Origin of the sequence: Pseudomonas sp. 13B_2.1_Bac1, assembly GCF_025466155.1 — a bacterium.
In the GTDB taxonomy this organism is placed as follows: Bacteria; Pseudomonadota; Gammaproteobacteria; order Pseudomonadales; family Pseudomonadaceae; genus Aquipseudomonas; species Aquipseudomonas aylmerensis.
On the sequence record NZ_JANLOH010000106.1, the window covers coordinates 166,383 to 184,085 of the forward strand.

General features: G+C 60.3%; 13 protein-coding genes and 1 pseudogene. 8 read left to right on the top strand and 6 right to left on the bottom strand.

The genetic code is table 11. The features are described from left to right. Positions 1–130: 130 nt before the first annotated feature. Positions 131–2,019 (bottom strand): annotated as a pseudogene (locus NTD80_RS26990) (methyl-accepting chemotaxis protein). 204 nt (positions 2,020–2,223) lie between these two features. On the opposite strand from NTD80_RS26990, the gene NTD80_RS26995 reads away from it, so the two are divergent. After that, on the top strand, positions 2,224–3,702 hold the full coding sequence (locus NTD80_RS26995; protein ID WP_065909853.1) for a helicase HerA-like domain-containing protein: 1,479 nt from the start codon (positions 2,224–2,226) through the stop codon (positions 3,700–3,702). A gap of 4 nt (positions 3,703–3,706) precedes the next feature. On the opposite strand, the gene NTD80_RS27000 is transcribed toward NTD80_RS26995, so the two are convergent. Further along, positions 3,707–4,162 (bottom strand): DUF721 domain-containing protein, encoded by a 456-nt coding sequence (locus NTD80_RS27000; RefSeq protein ID WP_065908804.1) that lies wholly within the window; start codon positions 4,160–4,162, stop codon positions 3,707–3,709. A 305-nt stretch (positions 4,163–4,467) separates the two neighbouring features. Here NTD80_RS27000 and secA point away from each other — a divergent pair, with 305 nt between their 5' ends. The 3 genes from secA (at position 4,468) to NTD80_RS27015 (ending at position 9,508) form a co-directional block, all read left to right on the top strand. Further along, positions 4,468–7,203: a preprotein translocase subunit SecA gene (gene secA / locus NTD80_RS27005; RefSeq protein ID WP_065908805.1), complete on the top strand. Its 2,736-nt coding sequence runs from the start codon at positions 4,468–4,470 to the stop codon at positions 7,201–7,203. A 123-nt stretch (positions 7,204–7,326) separates the two neighbouring features. Continuing rightward, on the top strand, positions 7,327–8,544 hold the full coding sequence (gene argJ / locus NTD80_RS27010) for a bifunctional glutamate N-acetyltransferase/amino-acid acetyltransferase ArgJ (RefSeq protein ID WP_106802738.1): 1,218 nt from the start codon (positions 7,327–7,329) through the stop codon (positions 8,542–8,544). Between the two features lie 19 nt (positions 8,545–8,563). Then, entirely contained in the window at positions 8,564–9,508 is a 945-nt protein-coding gene (locus NTD80_RS27015; RefSeq protein WP_262135546.1) for a Nudix family hydrolase, read from the top strand. 128 nt (positions 9,509–9,636) lie between these two features. Here the strand turns inward: NTD80_RS27015 and NTD80_RS27020 are convergent, their stop codons facing one another. Genes NTD80_RS27020 through NTD80_RS27030 form a run of 3 tightly spaced genes read right to left on the bottom strand, consistent with a single transcriptional unit; the run spans position 9,637 to position 13,218 of the window. Continuing rightward, on the bottom strand, positions 9,637–10,215 hold the full coding sequence (locus NTD80_RS27020; protein ID WP_065908812.1) for a cob(I)yrinic acid a,c-diamide adenosyltransferase: 579 nt from the start codon (positions 10,213–10,215) through the stop codon (positions 9,637–9,639). A gap of 2 nt (positions 10,216–10,217) precedes the next feature. Next, a complete protein-coding gene (locus NTD80_RS27025) occupies positions 10,218–12,254 on the bottom strand; it encodes a sensor histidine kinase (protein ID WP_262135547.1) in 2,037 nt (678 codons plus the stop codon). A gap of 46 nt (positions 12,255–12,300) precedes the next feature. Next, complete coding sequence (locus NTD80_RS27030; RefSeq protein ID WP_262135548.1) at positions 12,301–13,218, bottom strand: putative 2-dehydropantoate 2-reductase; 918 nt, start codon at positions 13,216–13,218, stop codon at positions 12,301–12,303. A gap of 123 nt (positions 13,219–13,341) precedes the next feature. Between NTD80_RS27030 and NTD80_RS27035 the strand changes: the two genes are divergently transcribed. Both NTD80_RS27035 and NTD80_RS27040 read left to right on the top strand, forming a co-directional pair. Next, positions 13,342–13,827, top strand: a complete 486-nt coding sequence (locus NTD80_RS27035) for a YajQ family cyclic di-GMP-binding protein (RefSeq protein WP_003193880.1) — start codon at positions 13,342–13,344, stop codon at positions 13,825–13,827. 134 nt (positions 13,828–13,961) lie between these two features. After that, positions 13,962–14,804, top strand: a complete 843-nt coding sequence (locus NTD80_RS27040) for a mechanosensitive ion channel family protein (RefSeq protein WP_065908820.1) — start codon at positions 13,962–13,964, stop codon at positions 14,802–14,804. Between the two features lie 187 nt (positions 14,805–14,991). On the opposite strand, the gene NTD80_RS27045 is transcribed toward NTD80_RS27040, so the two are convergent. Then, positions 14,992–16,290 carry an OprD family porin gene (locus NTD80_RS27045; protein WP_262135549.1) on the bottom strand — a complete coding sequence of 433 codons (1,299 nt, stop codon included), beginning with the start codon at positions 16,288–16,290 and terminating at the stop codon, positions 14,992–14,994. 741 nt (positions 16,291–17,031) lie between these two features. On the opposite strand from NTD80_RS27045, the gene NTD80_RS27050 reads away from it, so the two are divergent. Both NTD80_RS27050 and NTD80_RS27055 read left to right on the top strand, forming a co-directional pair. Beyond that, complete coding sequence (locus tag NTD80_RS27050; protein ID WP_065908824.1) at positions 17,032–17,457, top strand: HIT domain-containing protein; 426 nt, start codon at positions 17,032–17,034, stop codon at positions 17,455–17,457. Positions 17,458–17,460: 3 nt separating this feature from the next. Further along, complete coding sequence (locus NTD80_RS27055; protein ID WP_015885618.1) at positions 17,461–17,667, top strand: SlyX family protein; 207 nt, start codon at positions 17,461–17,463, stop codon at positions 17,665–17,667. Positions 17,668–17,703 lie beyond the last annotated feature (36 nt).

The following is a 17,703-nucleotide window of genomic DNA, read 5'->3' on the forward strand; positions in this document are numbered from 1 at the left end:
CCGATCCATTGCTCTCCTTAACGTGGACCTGAGGTAAGGATAGATGTTCGATCGGGATGAGTGTGTCGTCGCGGACAACGACCACGCAGGAGCGGTAAAGCCCGCTCCTGCAGGAGGTGGAGGATTTCTGTCAGATCCGGAAGCTGCCAACCAGTTGCTTCAGCCTGGCCGCCTGCTGTTCGAGGTCGGCACAGGCGCGCAGGGTCGAGTGCAGGTTTCCCACACCCTCCTGGTTAAGCGTGTTGATCTCGGTAATGTCCATGTTGATCGACTCCACCACCGAGGTCTGTTCCTCGGTCGCAGTGGCCACTGACTGGTTCATGCCATCAATCTCGCCGATGCGCTGCGTCACGCTGTTCAAGCGCTCACCGGCCAGGTTGGCGATTTCCACGCTGTCATTACTGTGGCGCTGGCTTTGGCTCATGGTGCTGACCGAGTCGCGGGCCCCGACTTGAAGCTCCTCGATCATTTTTGCACTTGCTGTGCCGATTCCTGGGTGCGATGCGCCAGGTTGCGTACTTCATCGGCCACCACCGCAAAACCACGGCCAGCCTCGCCTGCGCGGGCGGCTTCGATGGCCGCGTTGAGGGCCAGCAGGTTGGTTTGCTGGGAAATGCTGGTGATGACCTCGAGAATCTGGCCGATATTCACGGTCTTGCTGTTGAGCGCTTCGATGTTGCCGCTGGAGGCGCTGATCATCGCCGACAGCTCTGTCATCGCCTTGATATTGCGCTCCACCACCTGTTGGCCGTCCTCGGCCAGGTGCCTGGCGTCGCTGGCCTGGCTGGAGGCCTGTGCGGCGTTGCGCGCGATTTCCTGGGCGGCGGCCCCGAGTTCATTGATGGCGGCGGCCACACTGTTGGTGCGGTTGGCCTGTTCATCGGAGTTGACCATCGAGGAGTTGGACGCGCTGACCACCCGCAATGCCACTTCATTGACCTGTTCGGTGGCCGAGGACACTTCGCGGATCGATGTGTGAATCCGCTCCACGAAGCGGTTGAACGCGTTACCCAGGGTGCCGAACTCGTCGTTGTTCTGGATCGCCAGGCGGCGGGTCAAGTCACCTTCGCCGTCGGCAATGTCCTGCATGGCGCGGGTCATCACGTGCAGCGGTTGCAGGAGTACGCGGATCAGCATGCCCAGCAGGGCGATGATGATCACCACCGCAATGATCGTCGCGATCACCGCCGAAGTGCGGAATTCGCTGAGCATGGCGAAGGATTTGTCTTTATCCACCGAAATACCCAGGTACCAGTTCACCGAGGGCAGGCCCTTGATCGGGATGAAGGTCACGATGTTGTCTTTGCCGTTGGCCTCGACTTCGCTGAAATCGCTGCTGATTTTCGGCGTGTTTTTTGGATACACATCGGCCAGGGTTTTCATCACCAGGTCTTTGTTCGGATGCACCAGCACCTTGCCGTCGGCACTCACCAGGAACGCATAGCCTGTGCCGCCGAAGTTCAGAGCGCCAATGTTATCCACCAGGGTCTGCAGGCTCAGGTCGCCGCCGACCACGCCGATGCTCTGGCTGCCCCGGTTGCTTGGGGTGGCCACGGAAATGATCAACTTGCCGGTGGCGGCATCGATGTAGGGCTCGGTCAAGGTCGAGCCGTTGCTGCTCTGCGCACCTTTGTACCAAGGGCGCACGCGCGGATCGAAGCCGTCCGGCATCTTGGTGTCGGGGCGGATGGTGAACGCGCCCTTGCTGTCGCCGACGTAGGTTGCCATGAAGGCGCTCGTCAGTGCTTTCTGCTCCAGCAGGCTGGCGACCACAGATGGTTCAGGGTTGGTGGCGATGTTCTGTGCGGCGTTTTCCACCAGGGCGATGCGCCCGTTCAGCCAGGTCTGGATGTTGCTGGCCGTGACATTCCCCATCTCATGCAGGTAATTGTTGAGATTGTCGCGAATGGCGTTGCGTTGCAGGTAGTCGTTGTAGAGGGTAAACACCGCGAACGCGGCGATGACGATAAGGGAGGCTGCAAGCAGGATTTTGTGGCTGAAACGCAGATTTTTATTCATGGCTTGTAGGGTCCGCTAAGGTCTTAATATCCGAAGCGCGTCCTTATGGGAGGCGCAAAATGGCAGCGTCAAAAAAGGTGTGATACTTCTTGCGGTAGCGCTAAGGGTCCCTGTAGGAACTATCTGACCTATTTTTGGACTTTGTGGGTCTCACACTTGCCTGTATCGACCTGGCGACACTAAAGATTAACCATGGGTGACGAAATGCCTGACTCCTCGCAACTCCTCATTGGCGCAGACCTGTCTGGCCAGCCGATTGCCCAGGCCATGCGCCTGGCCAACCGCCACGGGCTGATCGCCGGCGCTACCGGCACGGGCAAGACCGTCACATTGCAACGCCTGGCTGAGGCTTTCAGTGACGCGGGCGTGGCGGTGTTTGCCGCGGATATCAAAGGCGACCTGTGTGGCCTGGGTGCGGCGGCGAACCCCCAGGGTAAGGTGGCTGAGCGGATCGCCGGGATGCCGTTCCTCCATTACACGGCCAAGGCCTATCCGGTGACGTTGTGGGATATCCACGGGCAGTCCGGTCATCCGTTGCGTACGACCATCAGCGAAATGGGCCCGTTGCTGCTCGGCAGTTTGCTGGAGCTCACCGACAGCCAGCAGTCGGCGCTTTACGCGGCCTTTAAAGTGGCAGACCGCGAAGGCTTGTTGTTGCTGGACCTCAAGGACCTCAAGGCACTGCTCAACCACCTGCGTTATCACCCGGAACTGCTTGGCGAAGACGCGGCATTGATGACCACCGGTTCCAGCCAGGCCCTGTTGCGGCGCCTGGCGGTGCTCGAGCAGCAGGGCGCGGAGGCGTTGTTCGGCGAACCGGCGCTGCAGCTTGAAGATATTCTGCAGCCCACGGGCGACGGGCGCGGGCGCATTCATCTGCTGGATGCCAGCCGCCTGGTGCATGAGGCGCCGAAGGTGTACGCGACGTTCCTGTTGTGGCTGCTGGCGGAACTGTTCGAGCAACTGCCCGAACGCGGTGATGCGGACAAACCGCTGCTGGCGCTGTTTTTCGATGAAGCGCATTTACTCTTCGCCGATACGCCCAAGGCCTTGCAGGACCGCCTGGAGCAGGTCGTGCGACTGATTCGTTCCAAAGGCGTTGGCGTGTATTTTGTCACCCAGTCGCCGGGCGACCTGCCGGACAGCGTGCTGGCCCAGCTCGGCCTGCGCATCCAGCATGGCTTGCGGGCGTTCACCACCAAAGAGCAGAAATCCCTGCGCGCCGTCGCGGAGGGTTTCCGGCCAAACCCGGCATTCGATGCCTTGGCGGTGTTGACGGAGTTGGGCACGGGTGAGGCCTTGGTGGGCACCTTGCAGGAAAAGGGCACGCCGGAAGTCGTCCAACGTGTGCTGGTTGCGCCGCCGCAATCGCGGATCGGACCACTGAGCGAGGCCGAGCGCGCCGCGCTGGTCGCCAGTTCACCGCTGCTGGGGCGCTACGACAAGCCGATCGACCGTGAGTCTGCCTACGAAGTGTTGATGGCGCGCAAGGAGCTGGGGCCGACCGAAGAGGCCAAGCCCGCCGCCGAGGAGCCGAGCTTTACCGACAAGGCCGGCGCGTTCCTGGGGACCACGGCAGGCAAGGCGCTGAAATCGGCCATGCAGCAAGCCGCCAATCAGATGGGGCGGCAGCTGGTACGTGGGTTGTTGGGCTCGCTGCTGGGCGGCAGCAAGCGCAAGTAACGGCTCAGGCCTTGGGCTTGGCGTGGGCGGCCAGGCGCTCAAGCGCTGCGCGCAGGCCCGGGTCGCTGATGCCGTCGGCCGTTGCTTGAATGGTTTCGGCGGCATTGGCCGACAAATCCATGGTATGCCCCACCGCGCCTTGCTGGACGGTGGGCGGTTGCACCTTGAACTGGATGCGCATCAGGCTGGCGAACTCATCAAACGCCATCAATTGACGCTGCAGGCGTTTTTGCTGATAGCGCAAACGGGTCGCCCAATGGCCGTCAGTGACGATTAAAAGCAAATTGCCTTCACGCCAGGACGCCACATGACAATGTTCACGTGCGGCCGGTTGCAGTTGGCTTTCGAGCAGGCGTTGCAAATGGCCCAAGCGTTGCGCGTGGCCAAAGATGGCTTTCAACGGCTTGGCTTCGCGAAGCAACACGCCGGGAGCGCGGGCTGTAAGAGGGCGAAATGCCATGATTAGACACCTTAAGTAACAGAGCCGCCATCTTAGCAGAAAGCGTCTGCACGCCCCCAGGCAATGCATCGCCGGGGCCGTGCCCGGCAAATCAATAGGTAACTTCTGCATCCGATGGGTTGAAGTTCCGCCAAAAGCCCTTATTTTAAACAAGCCCTCTCACAGCCCCATGCCAGCATCGGGGAACAACGCCACTTTCCTCACCCACGAATCCGGGTAGAATGCGCGTTCGCATGCGGCCGTGAGGGCTGCTCGGGCCACTGACGGTGCGCCCTCCATCCCTATGTGTGGAAGAACCTGCCGATATGTTTGCGCCTTTGTTAAAGAAACTTTTTGGAAGCAAGAATGAGCGCGAAGTCAAACGCATGCTCAAGACGGTGCAGCTGGTCAATGCCTTCGAAGAGCAGATGGTTGCCCTTTCGGACGAGCAATTGCGCGCCAAGACCGAAGAGTTCAAGGCCCGCATAGCCAAAGGTGAAACCCTCGACAAGCTGCTTCCCGAAGCCTTTGCGGTTGCCCGTGAAGCCGGTAAGCGTGTCATGGGCATGCGCCACTTCGACGTCCAGTTGATCGGCGGCATGACCTTGCATGAAGGCATGATTGCCGAAATGCGTACCGGTGAAGGCAAGACCCTGGTGGCAACCCTGGGCGTTTACCTCAACGCACTGTCCGGCAAGGGCGTGCACGTTGTGACGGTGAACGACTACCTTGCTCGCCGGGACGCCAACTGGATGCGCCCGCTGTATGAATTCCTCGGCCTGACCGTCGGCGTGGTAACGCCGTTCCAGCCGCCGGAAGAGAAGCGCGCCGCCTACGCTGCCGACATCACCTACGGTACCAACAACGAATTCGGTTTCGACTACCTGCGCGACAACATGGCGTTCAGCATGGAAGAAAAATTCCAGCGCGAACTCAACTTTGCCGTGATCGACGAAGTCGACTCCATCCTCATCGACGAAGCCCGTACCCCACTGATCATCTCCGGCCAGGCCGAAGACAGCTCGCGCCTGTACACCGAGATCAACAAGTTGATCCCGCGCCTGGAGCAGCACATCGAGGAAGTGGAAGGCGTGGTGACCAAAGAAGGTCACTTCAGCATCGACGAGAAGACCCGCCAGGTCGAGCTCAACGAAGCCGGTCACCAGTTCGTCGAAGAGATGCTGACCCAGATCGGTGAGCTGGCCGAGGGTGAAAGCCTGTACTCGGCACACAACCTGGGCCTGTTGACCCACGTGTATGCCGGCCTGCGCGCCCACAAGCTGTTCCATCGCAACGTCGAGTACATCGTCCAGGACGGCCAGGTTGTGCTGGTCGACGAACACACCGGTCGTACCATGCCGGGTCGTCGCCTGTCCGAGGGCCTGCACCAGGCCATCGAAGCGAAGGAAAACCTCAACATCCAGGCCGAAAGCCAGACGTTGGCGTCCACCACCTTCCAGAACTACTTCCGTCTGTACAACAAACTGTCCGGCATGACCGGTACGGCTGACACCGAAGCGTTCGAGTTCCACCAGATCTACAACCTGGCCGTCATGGTCATTCCGCCGAACAAGCCTCTGGCGCGTAAAGACTTCAACGACCTGGTGTTCCTGACTGCCGAAGAGAAGTACGCGGCAATCATCAACGACATCAAGGACGGCATGGCCCAGGGTCGTCCGATCCTGGTGGGTACCGCCACCATCGAGACTTCCGAGCACGTGTCCAACCTGCTTAACAAGGAAGGCATCGAGCACAAGGTCCTCAACGCCAAGTTCCACGAAAAAGAAGCCGAGATCATCGCCCAGGCCGGTCGCCCAGGCGCACTGACCATCGCCACCAACATGGCCGGTCGTGGTACCGACATTCTGTTGGGCGGCAACTGGGAAGTGGAAGTGGCCTCGCTGGACAACCCGACCCCTGAGCAAATCGCCCAGATCAAGGCTGACTGGCAGAAACGTCATCAGGCCGTACTGGAATCCGGTGGCTTGCAGGTGATCGCGTCCGAACGTCACGAATCGCGTCGTATCGACAACCAGCTGCGTGGTCGTGCCGGCCGTCAGGGTGACGCCGGTTCCAGCCGCTTCTACCTGTCCCTGGAAGACAGCCTGATGCGTATCTTCGCCTCGGACCGGGTAAAGAACTTCATGAAGGCCCTGGGCATGCAGTCCGGTGAAGCGATCGAGCACCGCATGGTGACCAACGCCATCGAGAAAGCCCAGCGCAAGGTTGAAGGTCGCAACTTCGACATTCGCAAGCAGCTGCTCGAGTTCGATGACGTCAACAACGAACAGCGTAAAGTGATTTATCACATGCGTAACACGTTGCTGGCCGCCGACAACATTGGCGAGACCATTGCCGATTTCCGCCAGGACGTGCTCAACGCCACCGTCAGCGCACACATCCCGCCACAATCGCTGCCTGAGCAGTGGGATGTCGCCGGCCTGGAAGCGGCGTTGAAGAGCGACTTCGGTGTCGACTTGCCGGTCCAGCAGTGGCTCGACGAAGACGATCACCTGTATGAAGAAACCCTGCGCGAAAAACTGATGGCCGAATTGCTGGCCGCGTACAACGAGAAAGAAGAGCAGGCGAGTGCCGAAGCACTGCGCACCTTCGAGAAGCAAATCGTTCTGCGCGTGCTGGACGACCTGTGGAAAGACCACCTGTCGACCATGGATCACCTGCGTCACGGTATCCACCTGCGTGGCTACGCCCAGAAGAACCCGAAGCAGGAGTACAAGCGCGAGTCGTTCACGCTGTTCTCCGAGCTGCTGGATTCGATCAAGCGCGATTCGATTCGCGTGCTGTCCCACGTTCAGGTGCGTCGCGAAGACCCGATCGAGGAAGAAGCTCGCCTGCGTCAGGAAGCCGAGGCACTGGCGGCGCGCATGCAGTTCCAGCACGACGAAGCACCGGGCCTGGAAGCCCCTGAGGTATTGGGCGAAGAGGTCGATGTGGCCCTGGCTCAAACCCCGGTGCGCAACGAGCAGAAGCTGGGCCGCAATGAGCTGTGCTGGTGCGGTTCGGGCAAGAAGTTCAAACACTGCCACGGCGAAATCAACTAAGATTTTTGCCTGACGCTGCAACACCTCGCGCCGCGACCGGCTTTTGCCGTCGCGGCGTTTTGCCATTAATTTCACCGTCGATCGCGACGGCACAGACATCACCTATTTTTAAGGAGCGCATTCATGGCTGTTGGTCTTGGTCCTTTGCCCACATTGCACCCGGTTGCCGGTTTTGAGCTTGGTATCGCTTCGGCCGGCATCAAGCGCCCAGGGCGCAAGGATGTAGTGGTGATGCGCTGTGCCGAAGGCTCGACTGTCGCGGGTGTATTCACCCTCAACGCCTTTTGCGCTGCACCGGTGATCCTGGCCAAGCAACGCGTTGCCGGCCCGATCCGTTACCTGCTGACCAACACCGGGAATGCCAACGCCGGTACCGGCGAGCCGGGCCTGGTGGCCGCTGCACGTACCTGCGCCAAGCTGGCTCAGTTGACCGGCGTGGATGCCAGCCAGGTGCTGCCGTACTCCACTGGTGTGATCGGCGAGCCGCTGCCGGTGGAAAAAATCGAAGGCGCCCTGCAAGCCGCGCTGGACGACCTGTCTGTGGATAACTGGGCCGCGGCGGCGACCGGCATCATGACCACCGACACCCTGCCAAAAGGCGCCAGTCGCCAGTTCGTGCACGATGGCGTGACCGTCACCGTGACCGGCATCAGCAAGGGTGCAGGCATGATTCGCCCGAACATGGCCACCATGCTCGGCTACATCGCCACCGACGCCAAAGTCTCCCGCGACGTGCTGCAGCGCCTGATGCTGGACGGCGCCAACAAGTCGTTCAACCGCATCACCATCGATGGCGATACCTCGACCAACGACTGCTGCATGCTGATTGCCACCGGCCAGGCCAACCTGCCGGAAATCACCTCTACCGAAGGCCCGCTGTTCGCTGCCCTGAAGCAGGCCGTGTTCGAAGTGTGCATGGACGTGGCCCAGGCCATCGTGCGCGACGGTGAGGGTGCGACCAAGTTCGTGACAGTTGAAGTCAACGGCGGTGGCAACCACCAGGAATGCCTGGATGTCGGCTACACCGTGGCCCACTCGCCGCTGATCAAGACTGCGCTGTTCGCTTCCGACCCGAACTGGGGCCGGATCCTCGCCGCCGTCGGCCGTGCCGGCGTGCCGGACCTGGACGTGAGCAAGATCGACGTGTTCCTCGGCGACGTGTGCATTGCCAGCCGTGGCGCCCGCGCCGAAACCTACACCGAAGCCCAGGGCTCGGCGGTGATGCAGCAGGAAGAAATCACGATCCGTATCGAGTTGGGGCGCGGCGCGTGCAGCGAAACCATCTGGACCACCGACCTGTCCCACGAGTACGTGAAGATCAATGCGGAATACCGCACCTGATAGCAAAGAGGAAAGCGCGGTGAAACGAGTGCATGTAGCAGCAGCGGTGATCCGCGGTGTCGATGGCAGGATCCTGCTCGCGCGCCGTGCCGATACCCAGCATCAGGGCGGCCTCTGGGAGTTTCCCGGGGGCAAGGTGGAGGCCGATGAGTCGGTCGCCACCGCGCTGTCGCGCGAATTGCAGGAAGAGCTGGGTATCCAGGTCACCGCGGCGCGGCCGCTGATCAAGGTGCAGCATGATTACCCGGACAAGCAGGTGTTGCTGGATGTCTGGGATGTCTCGGCGTTTACCGGCGAGCCTCATGGTGCCGAAGGGCAACCGCTGGAGTGGGTGGCCCCGCGGGATTTGCTCAACTATGAGTTTCCCGCAGCGAACGCGCCCATCGTGGCTGCTGCGCGCTTGCCGGCCGAGTACCTGATCACCCCGGGCGAGCTGGAAACCCCGACGTTGCTGCGCGGCATCCAGAAAGCCATCGCTGGCGGCATCAAGCTGATTCAATTGCGTGCACCCAACGGCTACGACCCTAAATACCGTGATCTGGCGGTGGATGCGGTGGGCCTGTGTGCGGGCAAGGCGCAACTGATGCTCAAGGGTCCATTTGAATGGCTGGGGGATTTCCCTGCAGCCGGTTGGCACATGACCTCGGCGCAGCTGCGCAAGTACGCCAGTAAGGGGCGGCCACTGCCGAAGGATCGCTGGTTGGCAGCCTCGTGCCACAACGCCGAAGAGTTGGCGCTGGCAGAAATGATGGACGTGGATTTTGTCACGCTGTCGCCCGTGCAGCCGACGCAGACGCATCCTGATGCCCAGCCTTTGGGTTGGGAGCAGGCGGCAGAGTTGATCCGTGGGTTCAGCAAGCCGGTGTTTCTGCTGGGCGGGGTAGGGCCTGCGGAGCGGGAACAGGCTTGGGAAGCCGGGGCTCAGGGTGTGGCTGGGATTCGGGCGTTCTGGCCGCAGGTTTGATGCTGTTCTGACGGGCCTCTTCGCGAGCAAGCCCGCTCCTACATTCAATCGGATTCCAACGCTGGAATGCATTCAAATGTGGGAGCGGGCTTGCCGGCGACAGGGCCCAATCAGGCGCTAAATAATCATCAGTGTGGTTTCGCCGCAGCCTGCCACAGAATCTCGGCTACCCCCTGGCGCTTGGCGATTATCCTCGCTGCCACAAACAGCAAATCCGACAGCCGATTGATATACGCCAAACCCACCCCCTCCAGCGGCTCCATCGCATTCAGATGCTGACACCGCCGCTCCGCGCTGCGCGCCAGGCTACGGCACACGTGGGCCTGAGCGATCAACGCCGAGCCACCGGGCAAGATAAAGTTTTCCAGCGGCCCGACTTCCTCGTTCCAGCGATCGATCGCTGCTTCCAGCCGATCCACCTCTGCTGCATTCAGCGCCTTGTACACCGGCATGGCCAGTTCACCGCCCAGGTCAAACAGGCGATGTTGACACGGGCTCAGCACCTCGATCACCTCCTTGAGCGCCGGGTGCTGGCCGCTTTGCTCTTCCAGGCTGGCGAGGAGCAAACCCAGCTGGCTGTTGAGCGTATCGACTTCGCCAATCGCCTCCACGCGCGGATGGTCCTTGGGCACGCGGCGGCCATCGCCGAGGCCGGTCTCGCCCTTGTCGCCAGTGCGGGTGTAGATCTTCGACAGGCGAAAGCCCATGGTCAGTGCTCCAGTTCGGTTAGTTCGTAAGGTGGCAGTTGGCTGCCGGCCAAGGGCAGGCGCAGGGTGAAACAGGTGCCTTGGCCGAGGGTGGAGTGCACTTCCATCTGGCCCTTGTGGTTGTTGGTGATGATGAAATATGACACTGACAGCCCAAGCCCGGTGCCCTGGCCGATTTCCTTGGTGGTGAAGAACGGCTCGAAGGTCCGTTTGCGCACGTTTTCGCTCATGCCGATGCCGTTGTCTTCGACCTGGATCTCCGCCCACGGCGGGTTGAGGCGCGTGCGCAGGATGATGCGCCCCGGCTCGCTGTCGTCTTCGCGCAGGTGAATGGCCTGGGCGGCGTTCTTCAGCAGGTTGAGCAGCACTTGTTCCAGCTCGTTGGCCGTGCCGGGTACCGGACCCAGTTGCGGGTCGAACTGGCGGATGATGGCCTGGCCCTTGAAGTCGAAGCCGATGGTCAGGTCGAAGTCGTTGCCGGCAATTTCCACCGCCTGGTCGATCAGCGCCGGTAGATCGCAAGGCGCCATCTGTCGGTTGCTGCGGCGGCTGAAGCTGAGCATGTGGGTGACGATCTTCGCCGCCCGCGCCCCGGCTTGCTGGATGCCGTCGAGCAGTTGCGGCACTTCGCGACTTTGCAGGTAGCGATTGACCATCTCCAGCTCGATGCCCACCTGTTCGGCATGCTCCAGGTTCTTGGGGAGATCGGATGACAGCCGGCGGCGAATGTTCTGCACGTTGTGCAGGATTGCCCCCAGCGGGTTGTTGATTTCGTGGGCCATGCCGGCAGCCAGGCCACCCACGGAAAGCATCTTCTCCGACTGCACCATCATTTCTTCCAGGGACAGGCGCTGGGTGATGTCGTCGATACGGATCACCACGCCGCGCCCGGCACCGCCGGTCAGCGGGTAAAAGGTCAGGGCGTAATGCTTGGGCTCGTCGTCCTTGATCCAGGTGACGCGTTCGATGCGCTCCACCGTGTGTTGTTCGACCGTGGCCTTGATCTGCGGCAGGTACGGCTTGAGCGGTTGGAAGGCCAGGTAGATCGGCTGGTTCAAGGCTTCATCCAGGCGCGTGCCGGAGAGCGCGCTGGCTTCCTGGTTCCACTGCGTGACGTAGAGCTGCTCGTCCAGGGCGATCAGCGCCGAGGGCATCGAGTCGATGATGCTATTCAGATAATTCTGAAAGCCTGTGAGTTTTTTCTCGATCTTGCTGCGAACCTGGACTTCCAGCTCGAGCTTGCGGTTGGTGTGGCGTGTCTCTTCGGCCAGGCCCTGTGCCTGATCGTACGCGGCTTGGGAGTCGTCGCGCGCGCGCTTGAGCTGTTGCTCGCGGGCTTCGATGCGCGACAGCATGGTGTTGAAGGCTTCGGCGAGGCTGCCGATTTCATCATGGTTGCCGCGCCCGGCGCGCAGGGCGTAGTTCTCTTCGCGGGTGACCTGGCGTGAGAGTTCTTCCAGTTCATGGATCGGCCGGGTGATCAGGCGTTTGATTTGCCGGGCGATGACCAGCCACAGCAGCACGCTGAAAATCAGGATACCCAGGCTGGCTGTCAGCGTGCCGGTGTAGAAGGCCACCGGCAGTTCGCTGCTGGCCACCAGCAGCAGATGCCCTGATGGCTGGCCCGCGCGGGGCAGGGTGATGATCTGGTTACTGCGAAATTCAGTCACCCGCCAGGCCTCGATATGCCGGTAATTGTCCGGCAGGTGCAGGCGGTCGCCGTGTTGCATCTGCGCCAGGCGGTTGCCCTCGCCGTCGTACAGCGCCGCGGCGCGCAACGGCGAATAGCTGGTCAGCTCATTCAGCAGCGCGTCGGCTTTAGCGGGAGATTCGAGAGCCTCGGCGGCGAGGGCCGGGTTGGACACCAGCCGGCCGATGGCCTGCAGGGCCTGGGGCGCCATGCTTTCCTGCGAGATCCAATAGGCGGCGCTGATAAAGGTCAGGTTGGCCACCAGCAATACGGTGGTCAGCAACACCAGCAAGGCGGCGAGCAGTTTCTGCCCGACCGGTAGGTTTTCTAGACGCTGGCGCAGCGGCATCAGGGTTTTCCCAGGTGATAGACAGGCGGGCAGGGTAGCGCGTGGCTCAGTCGCGGGGCAATCCGCGTGCAAGCAACTGGTCGACCAGGCGTACCTGCAGTTGTTGCACATGGGGCAGGTTCAACTGGTGACGTGTTGCCGCCTGGCAAGCATAGCCCAACAAAAAGCTGATTTCGGTACGGCGCCCGTTGGCCACGTCCTGGTACATGGAGGAGTAATTCGCGGCGGTGGCCTGGATCACGCGCTCGACTTCGTGCTGCAGGTCCAGCGCGGCAGCCGGTTGGCCGCAGCATTCGAGCAGTTCGCCGAGTTCGGCGCACAAGGTTGCGACTTCACATTGATGGCTCTGCAGTTCGCCGTTGCGGCACTGGTACAGCACAGTCAGCGGGTTGATCGCGCAATTGAGCGCCAGTTTGCGCCACAGGCGCGTAAGAATGTCGGTGCTCCATTCGTGGGGGATGCCGGCAGCGTGCAGGTCATCCAGCCACAGCGGCGGGGTCGGCTGGCTCACGTCGCCCAGCCAGGTGTAGCCGTGGCCGGCGAACACCACGCGCCAGTCGCCATCGCGGAATGCGCCCTCGGTGCTGGAGGCAAAGATACAGCGCGCCTGGGGCAGTTGCGCGGCCACCGCGTCCTGGCTGCCGAGGCCGTTCTGCAGCAGGATCAGCTCAGCGTCGGGTGCCAGTCGGTGCTGCAGCTGTGCGATGGCGCTGTGGGCGTCGTAGGCCTTGCACGCCACCAGCAGACGATGAATCGGCTCCGGACTGTGGGGCGTTTCTGCGCTTACTGGATAGGTATGTGCTACGCCGTGTTCCACCAGGGTCAGCCCTTTGCTCGACTGATAGCTCGCCAGGCGTGCTTCATCACGCAGAATCAACCGCACGGGCACGCCGGCGCGCGCCAGTCGGGTGGCCCAGAGTGTGCCCAGGCTGCCGGCGCCGAGAATATGCCAGGTGGTCGACATCAGTTTTTGCTCCGTAGGATCGCTCACAGTGAACGGGACGAAAGAACCGCTATAATGCCCCGGCATTTTAGCTCGGGCGCGCTCCATCTCTACTGAGCCCGCCCCTTATATTGGAGATATGACATGCCTTCGTTCGACGTGGTATCCGAACTGGACAAACACGAAGTCACCAACGCCGTCGAGAACGCCGTCAAGGAGCTGGACCGTCGCTATGACTTGAAAGGCAAGGGCAGCTTCGAATTCAAGGAAAAGGAACTGACCGTCAACCTGACCGCTGAAGCCGATTTCCAGCTGGAAGCGATGATCGAGATCCTCAAGCTGGCCCTGGTCAAGCGCAAGATCGACGTGCAGTGCCTTGAAGTCAAGGACGCCTACGCCTCCGGCAAGCTGATGAAGCAGGAAGCCGTGCTCAAGGAAGGCATCGACAAGGAGCTGGCGAAGAAGATCGTTGCGCATATCAAGGATGCCAAGCTCAAAGTCCAGGCCGCCATCCAGGGCGAACAGGTACGCGTTACCGGCAAGAAGCGGGATGACTTGCAAGAGGCGATTGCTGCCTTGCGTGCGAAAACCTTCGATATGCCGCTGCAGTTCAATAACTTCCGCGACTGATGGCCCCTTGGGGAACCTGCGGGGGTTTTTGACGTCCCACGCCCCAGAACCTGCGCCTACTCTTGAGCCCTCCGGGGCTCAATTGCATTTTGGGCACTCACTACGCCGAACATCCGGTAACCAGGAGAATGTAGATGGATTTGAATGCTGAACTGGATCACTTGATCAAGACCTCGCAGTCTTGGATCCCGATGATTATGGAATACGGCAGCCGCGTGTTGCTGGCCGTGATCACCCTGGCCATCGGCTGGTGGCTGATCAACCGCCTGACCCACCGAGTGGGGCGCTTGCTGGCCATCCGTAACGCCGACCTGGCCTTGCAGCACTTCATCACCAGCCTGGCGAACATTGCGCTGAAGGTGATGCTGATTGTCAGCGTGGCTTCGATGATCGGCGTAGCGACCACCTCGTTCGTCGCCGCGATTGGTGCCGCTACCCTGGCTATCGGCCTGGCATTGCAAGGCAGCCTGGCGAACTTTGCCGGCGGCGTCCTGATCCTGTTGTTCCGCCCGTTCCGCATTGGTGACTGGATCGAAGCCCAAGGGACCTCGGGTACCGTCGACAGCATCCAGATCTTCCACACGGTGCTGCGGACCGGCGACAACAAGACGGTGATCGTCCCGAACGGCATCCTGTCCAACGGCATCATCACCAACACCAACCGTCAGCCAACCCGCAAGGTGGTGTTCGACGTGGGTGTGGATTATGACGCGGACCTGCAGAAAGCCCGCGAAGTGTTGCTGGAGCTGGCAAAAGATCCACGCGTACTGGCGGATCCGGCGGCGGCGGCCGTAGTGTCGACCCTGGGTGACAGTTCGATCACCGTGTCCCTGCGTTGCTGGACCAAGACCGCGGATTATTGGGACGTGGTGTTTATGCTTAATGAAATGGCACGCGACCGTTTGAAGGCGGCGAATATTGATATTCCGTTTCCACAGCGGGTTATTCGCGTGATGCAGGAAACGCCGACGAAGTAAGAGGGCGGGTTTAACTTGGCCGAAAGGTCAGGTTAAACGTGTCAGCGTAATCTCGTTAGTTAGCTTGCTAGTTATTTGGGTGCTGTAACTAAACTGAAATAAAAAAGCCGCTCCCGTGCAAAGCAGGGGAGCGGCTTTTTTAGTTTAAGGCCGAAGCCTTAAGTCATCGTTGTAATTAAACCGACAATTACAGGATGTTCAGCGGGTATTGCGCGATCAGACGCAGTTCGTCGATCGAAGGCGAGCCGTAGTACACACCATCGCCGGAGCGATAAGTGGCTTGACGCAGACGCAAGCTCAGGTCTTTGGCTGGACCATTCTGGATCACGTATTTGGCTTCGATGTCGCGTTCCCACTCTTTGCCGTTCGAGGTGGTGGCGGTGTTGGCGCCGCTACCGGTTACGTAACGAGTCATGAAGCTCAGGCCAGGAATGCCAAAGGTTGCCATGTTGATGTCGTAACGCGCCTGGTAGGACTTCTCGCCTTCGGCGTTGAAGTCGGAACGAGCGATGGAGTTGGCCAGGAACACAGTGCCGCCGCCATCTACGCCGTAGCCGTAGTCGCCGTCGCCGGTGACTTTCTGGGCTGCCAGGGTGAAGGTGTGTGCACCGATGGTGTACGCACCCTGCAGGCTGAACGCGCGGTTGTCGAGCTTGGTGCGTTCTGCGAACGGCAGAGCGCTGTCCTTGGAAGCACGTTGCAGGCCTTCGCCTTCGCTCTTGGTGTCGTAGATGTTGAAGTCCAAGGCGAACGATTGGTCGTTGCTCAGGGCGTGGGTCCAGTTCAGGTTGCTGTAGTACTTGCGGAAGTAATCTTCGGTTTTCGCGTAGTACAGGCTACCGGTGAACTCAGGAGTGAAAGAGTACACGCCGCCGACGAAGTCGGTTTTGGTCAGGCCCAGGCTGTCATGGTAGGTCTGGTTCTGAGCGATGCTGGAAGTGAAGTGACCGCCTTCCAGCTTCAGGCCCTTGATTTCGTTGCTGGTGATCGAGATACCTTGTGGCAGCTCTGGCAGCAAGCGGCTGTCGTCAGACGCGAATACAGGGGCTGTGGTGTACTGGTCACCGATTTTCAGGACAGTATCGGAGATACGGAATTTAACCGCGCCGCCGCCTTTGGAGTAGTCGTCTTGCGAGCGACCATCGGAACCGGTTGGGAACAGACCAGTGCCTGCGCGGCCTTTGCCGCTGTCGAGCTTGACGCCCAACAGGCCAATCACGTCAACACCGACACCGATGGTGCCTTGGGTGAAGCCCGATTGGTACAGGGCATTGAAGCCCAGGCCGGATTCTTCAGCGCGGCTCTGGGAGTCTGGGCCCGACGGGTTGTTGCGGAAGTCACGGCTGAAATACAGCGCGCGAGTATTAATGCTGAAAGTGCTGTCTTCAACAAAGCCCTTGGCGTCGTCCTGGGAAGAGGCCATTGCGAACTGCGAGGTGCCTGCTGAAACAGCCAGGGCGATCATGCTCCACTTCATCACGCGCATCGTGATTTGCTCCTTTGGTTTAGGAAGAGTACTGCCGTCCCACCTGTATTTTTATCTGGGCGGCTCTTTCTTTTTTGTGTCGGCGCAAAGTTATATCACGCAGACTCTATTGACGATACTTGCCCATCTATCCTTTCAGCTTCTTTACGAGGCTGTCGTAAATTGCTATCTCCGTGTCGCAAATTCACAGTCCACCTGTAGCCGGACTGACAACTTCAATACTGTTTTCAAACCCGTTTCAAAGTTTGAAGTCTTCCTTGATGCGTATTGAAACGCTTGTGTTTTTATCGCGAAACACCTGCTTCCAAACGGGTGCCGTTGCCGACGATGTGGGTGTGAATGCAACAAGCGTGCACAAAGCGGTAACCGAATGTCATTTTTTCGTGAAAAACGTTATGGCCGTGTAAAAACCGCATAAGCACGGGCTTTTTACGTCGTTTTGTTTGGCCTTGACGCTTTGGTGTAACACCTGTGAGAAGGCACAAAAACACCCGGTCCGGGCAAAACGTTACCGGTTCACCCCCATGAGTGGGTAATCGGCGGATCCCTTTGATGCACAAGTGGGTCATTTTGGTGCATCCCGCTCAGGCCCGGATTAGCGTAGCTCAAATATCTGGCTGCCTCGAAAGGGTGCGTATTTTTCTCCACTTGCATCGCGGCTCGCCGCATTCGCCGTGAAGCCTTGAGCATTCGAAGGTATGCTGGGCGTCTGAAATCGACCTGCAAAAACGGAGTGCCCGCGTGTTCGCCTTAGATCAACGCCTGCAACAAGACACACTGGCCATTGGGGACTTCCCGCTCTGCCGCCTGCTGCTGTCCAATGATTCCAACTACCCGTGGTTCATCCTGGTGCCACGCATCAACGGTATCAGCGAAGTGTTTCAACTGGATGTCGCCGACCAGCAGCGTCTATGGCAGGAAACCACGGCGTTGGCGCAGTTGCTCAATGAGGGCTTGAACGCCGACAAGATGAACATCGGCGCCCTCGGCAATGTGGTCAGCCAGTTGCACGTGCATGTGATCGTGCGCAAACGCGATGATGCCGCCTGGCCTGCGCCGGTATGGGGCAAGCATCCGGCGCAGCCTTATACTGCAGAGCAGGTCGCCGCTATCCGCACCCGCCTGCGCGAGCTGTTGCCCGCCGACTTCATCTTTACCCAGGGCTGAACCATGGACCTGCAAGACCGCGTCACCGACCTGGAAAGCCGCCTGGCCTTCCAGGACGACACCATCGAGACCCTCAATGACATCCTCGTCACCCAGCAGCGGGCCGTCGAACGCCTGCAGTTGCAGATGACCGCGCTGCTCAAGCGCCAGGAAGAAATGGGCGGGCAGTTCGAAACCTCGGAAGAAGAAGCGCCGCCGCCTCACTACTAAATAGCCGGCAATAAAAAACCGCGATCCAGTCAACGC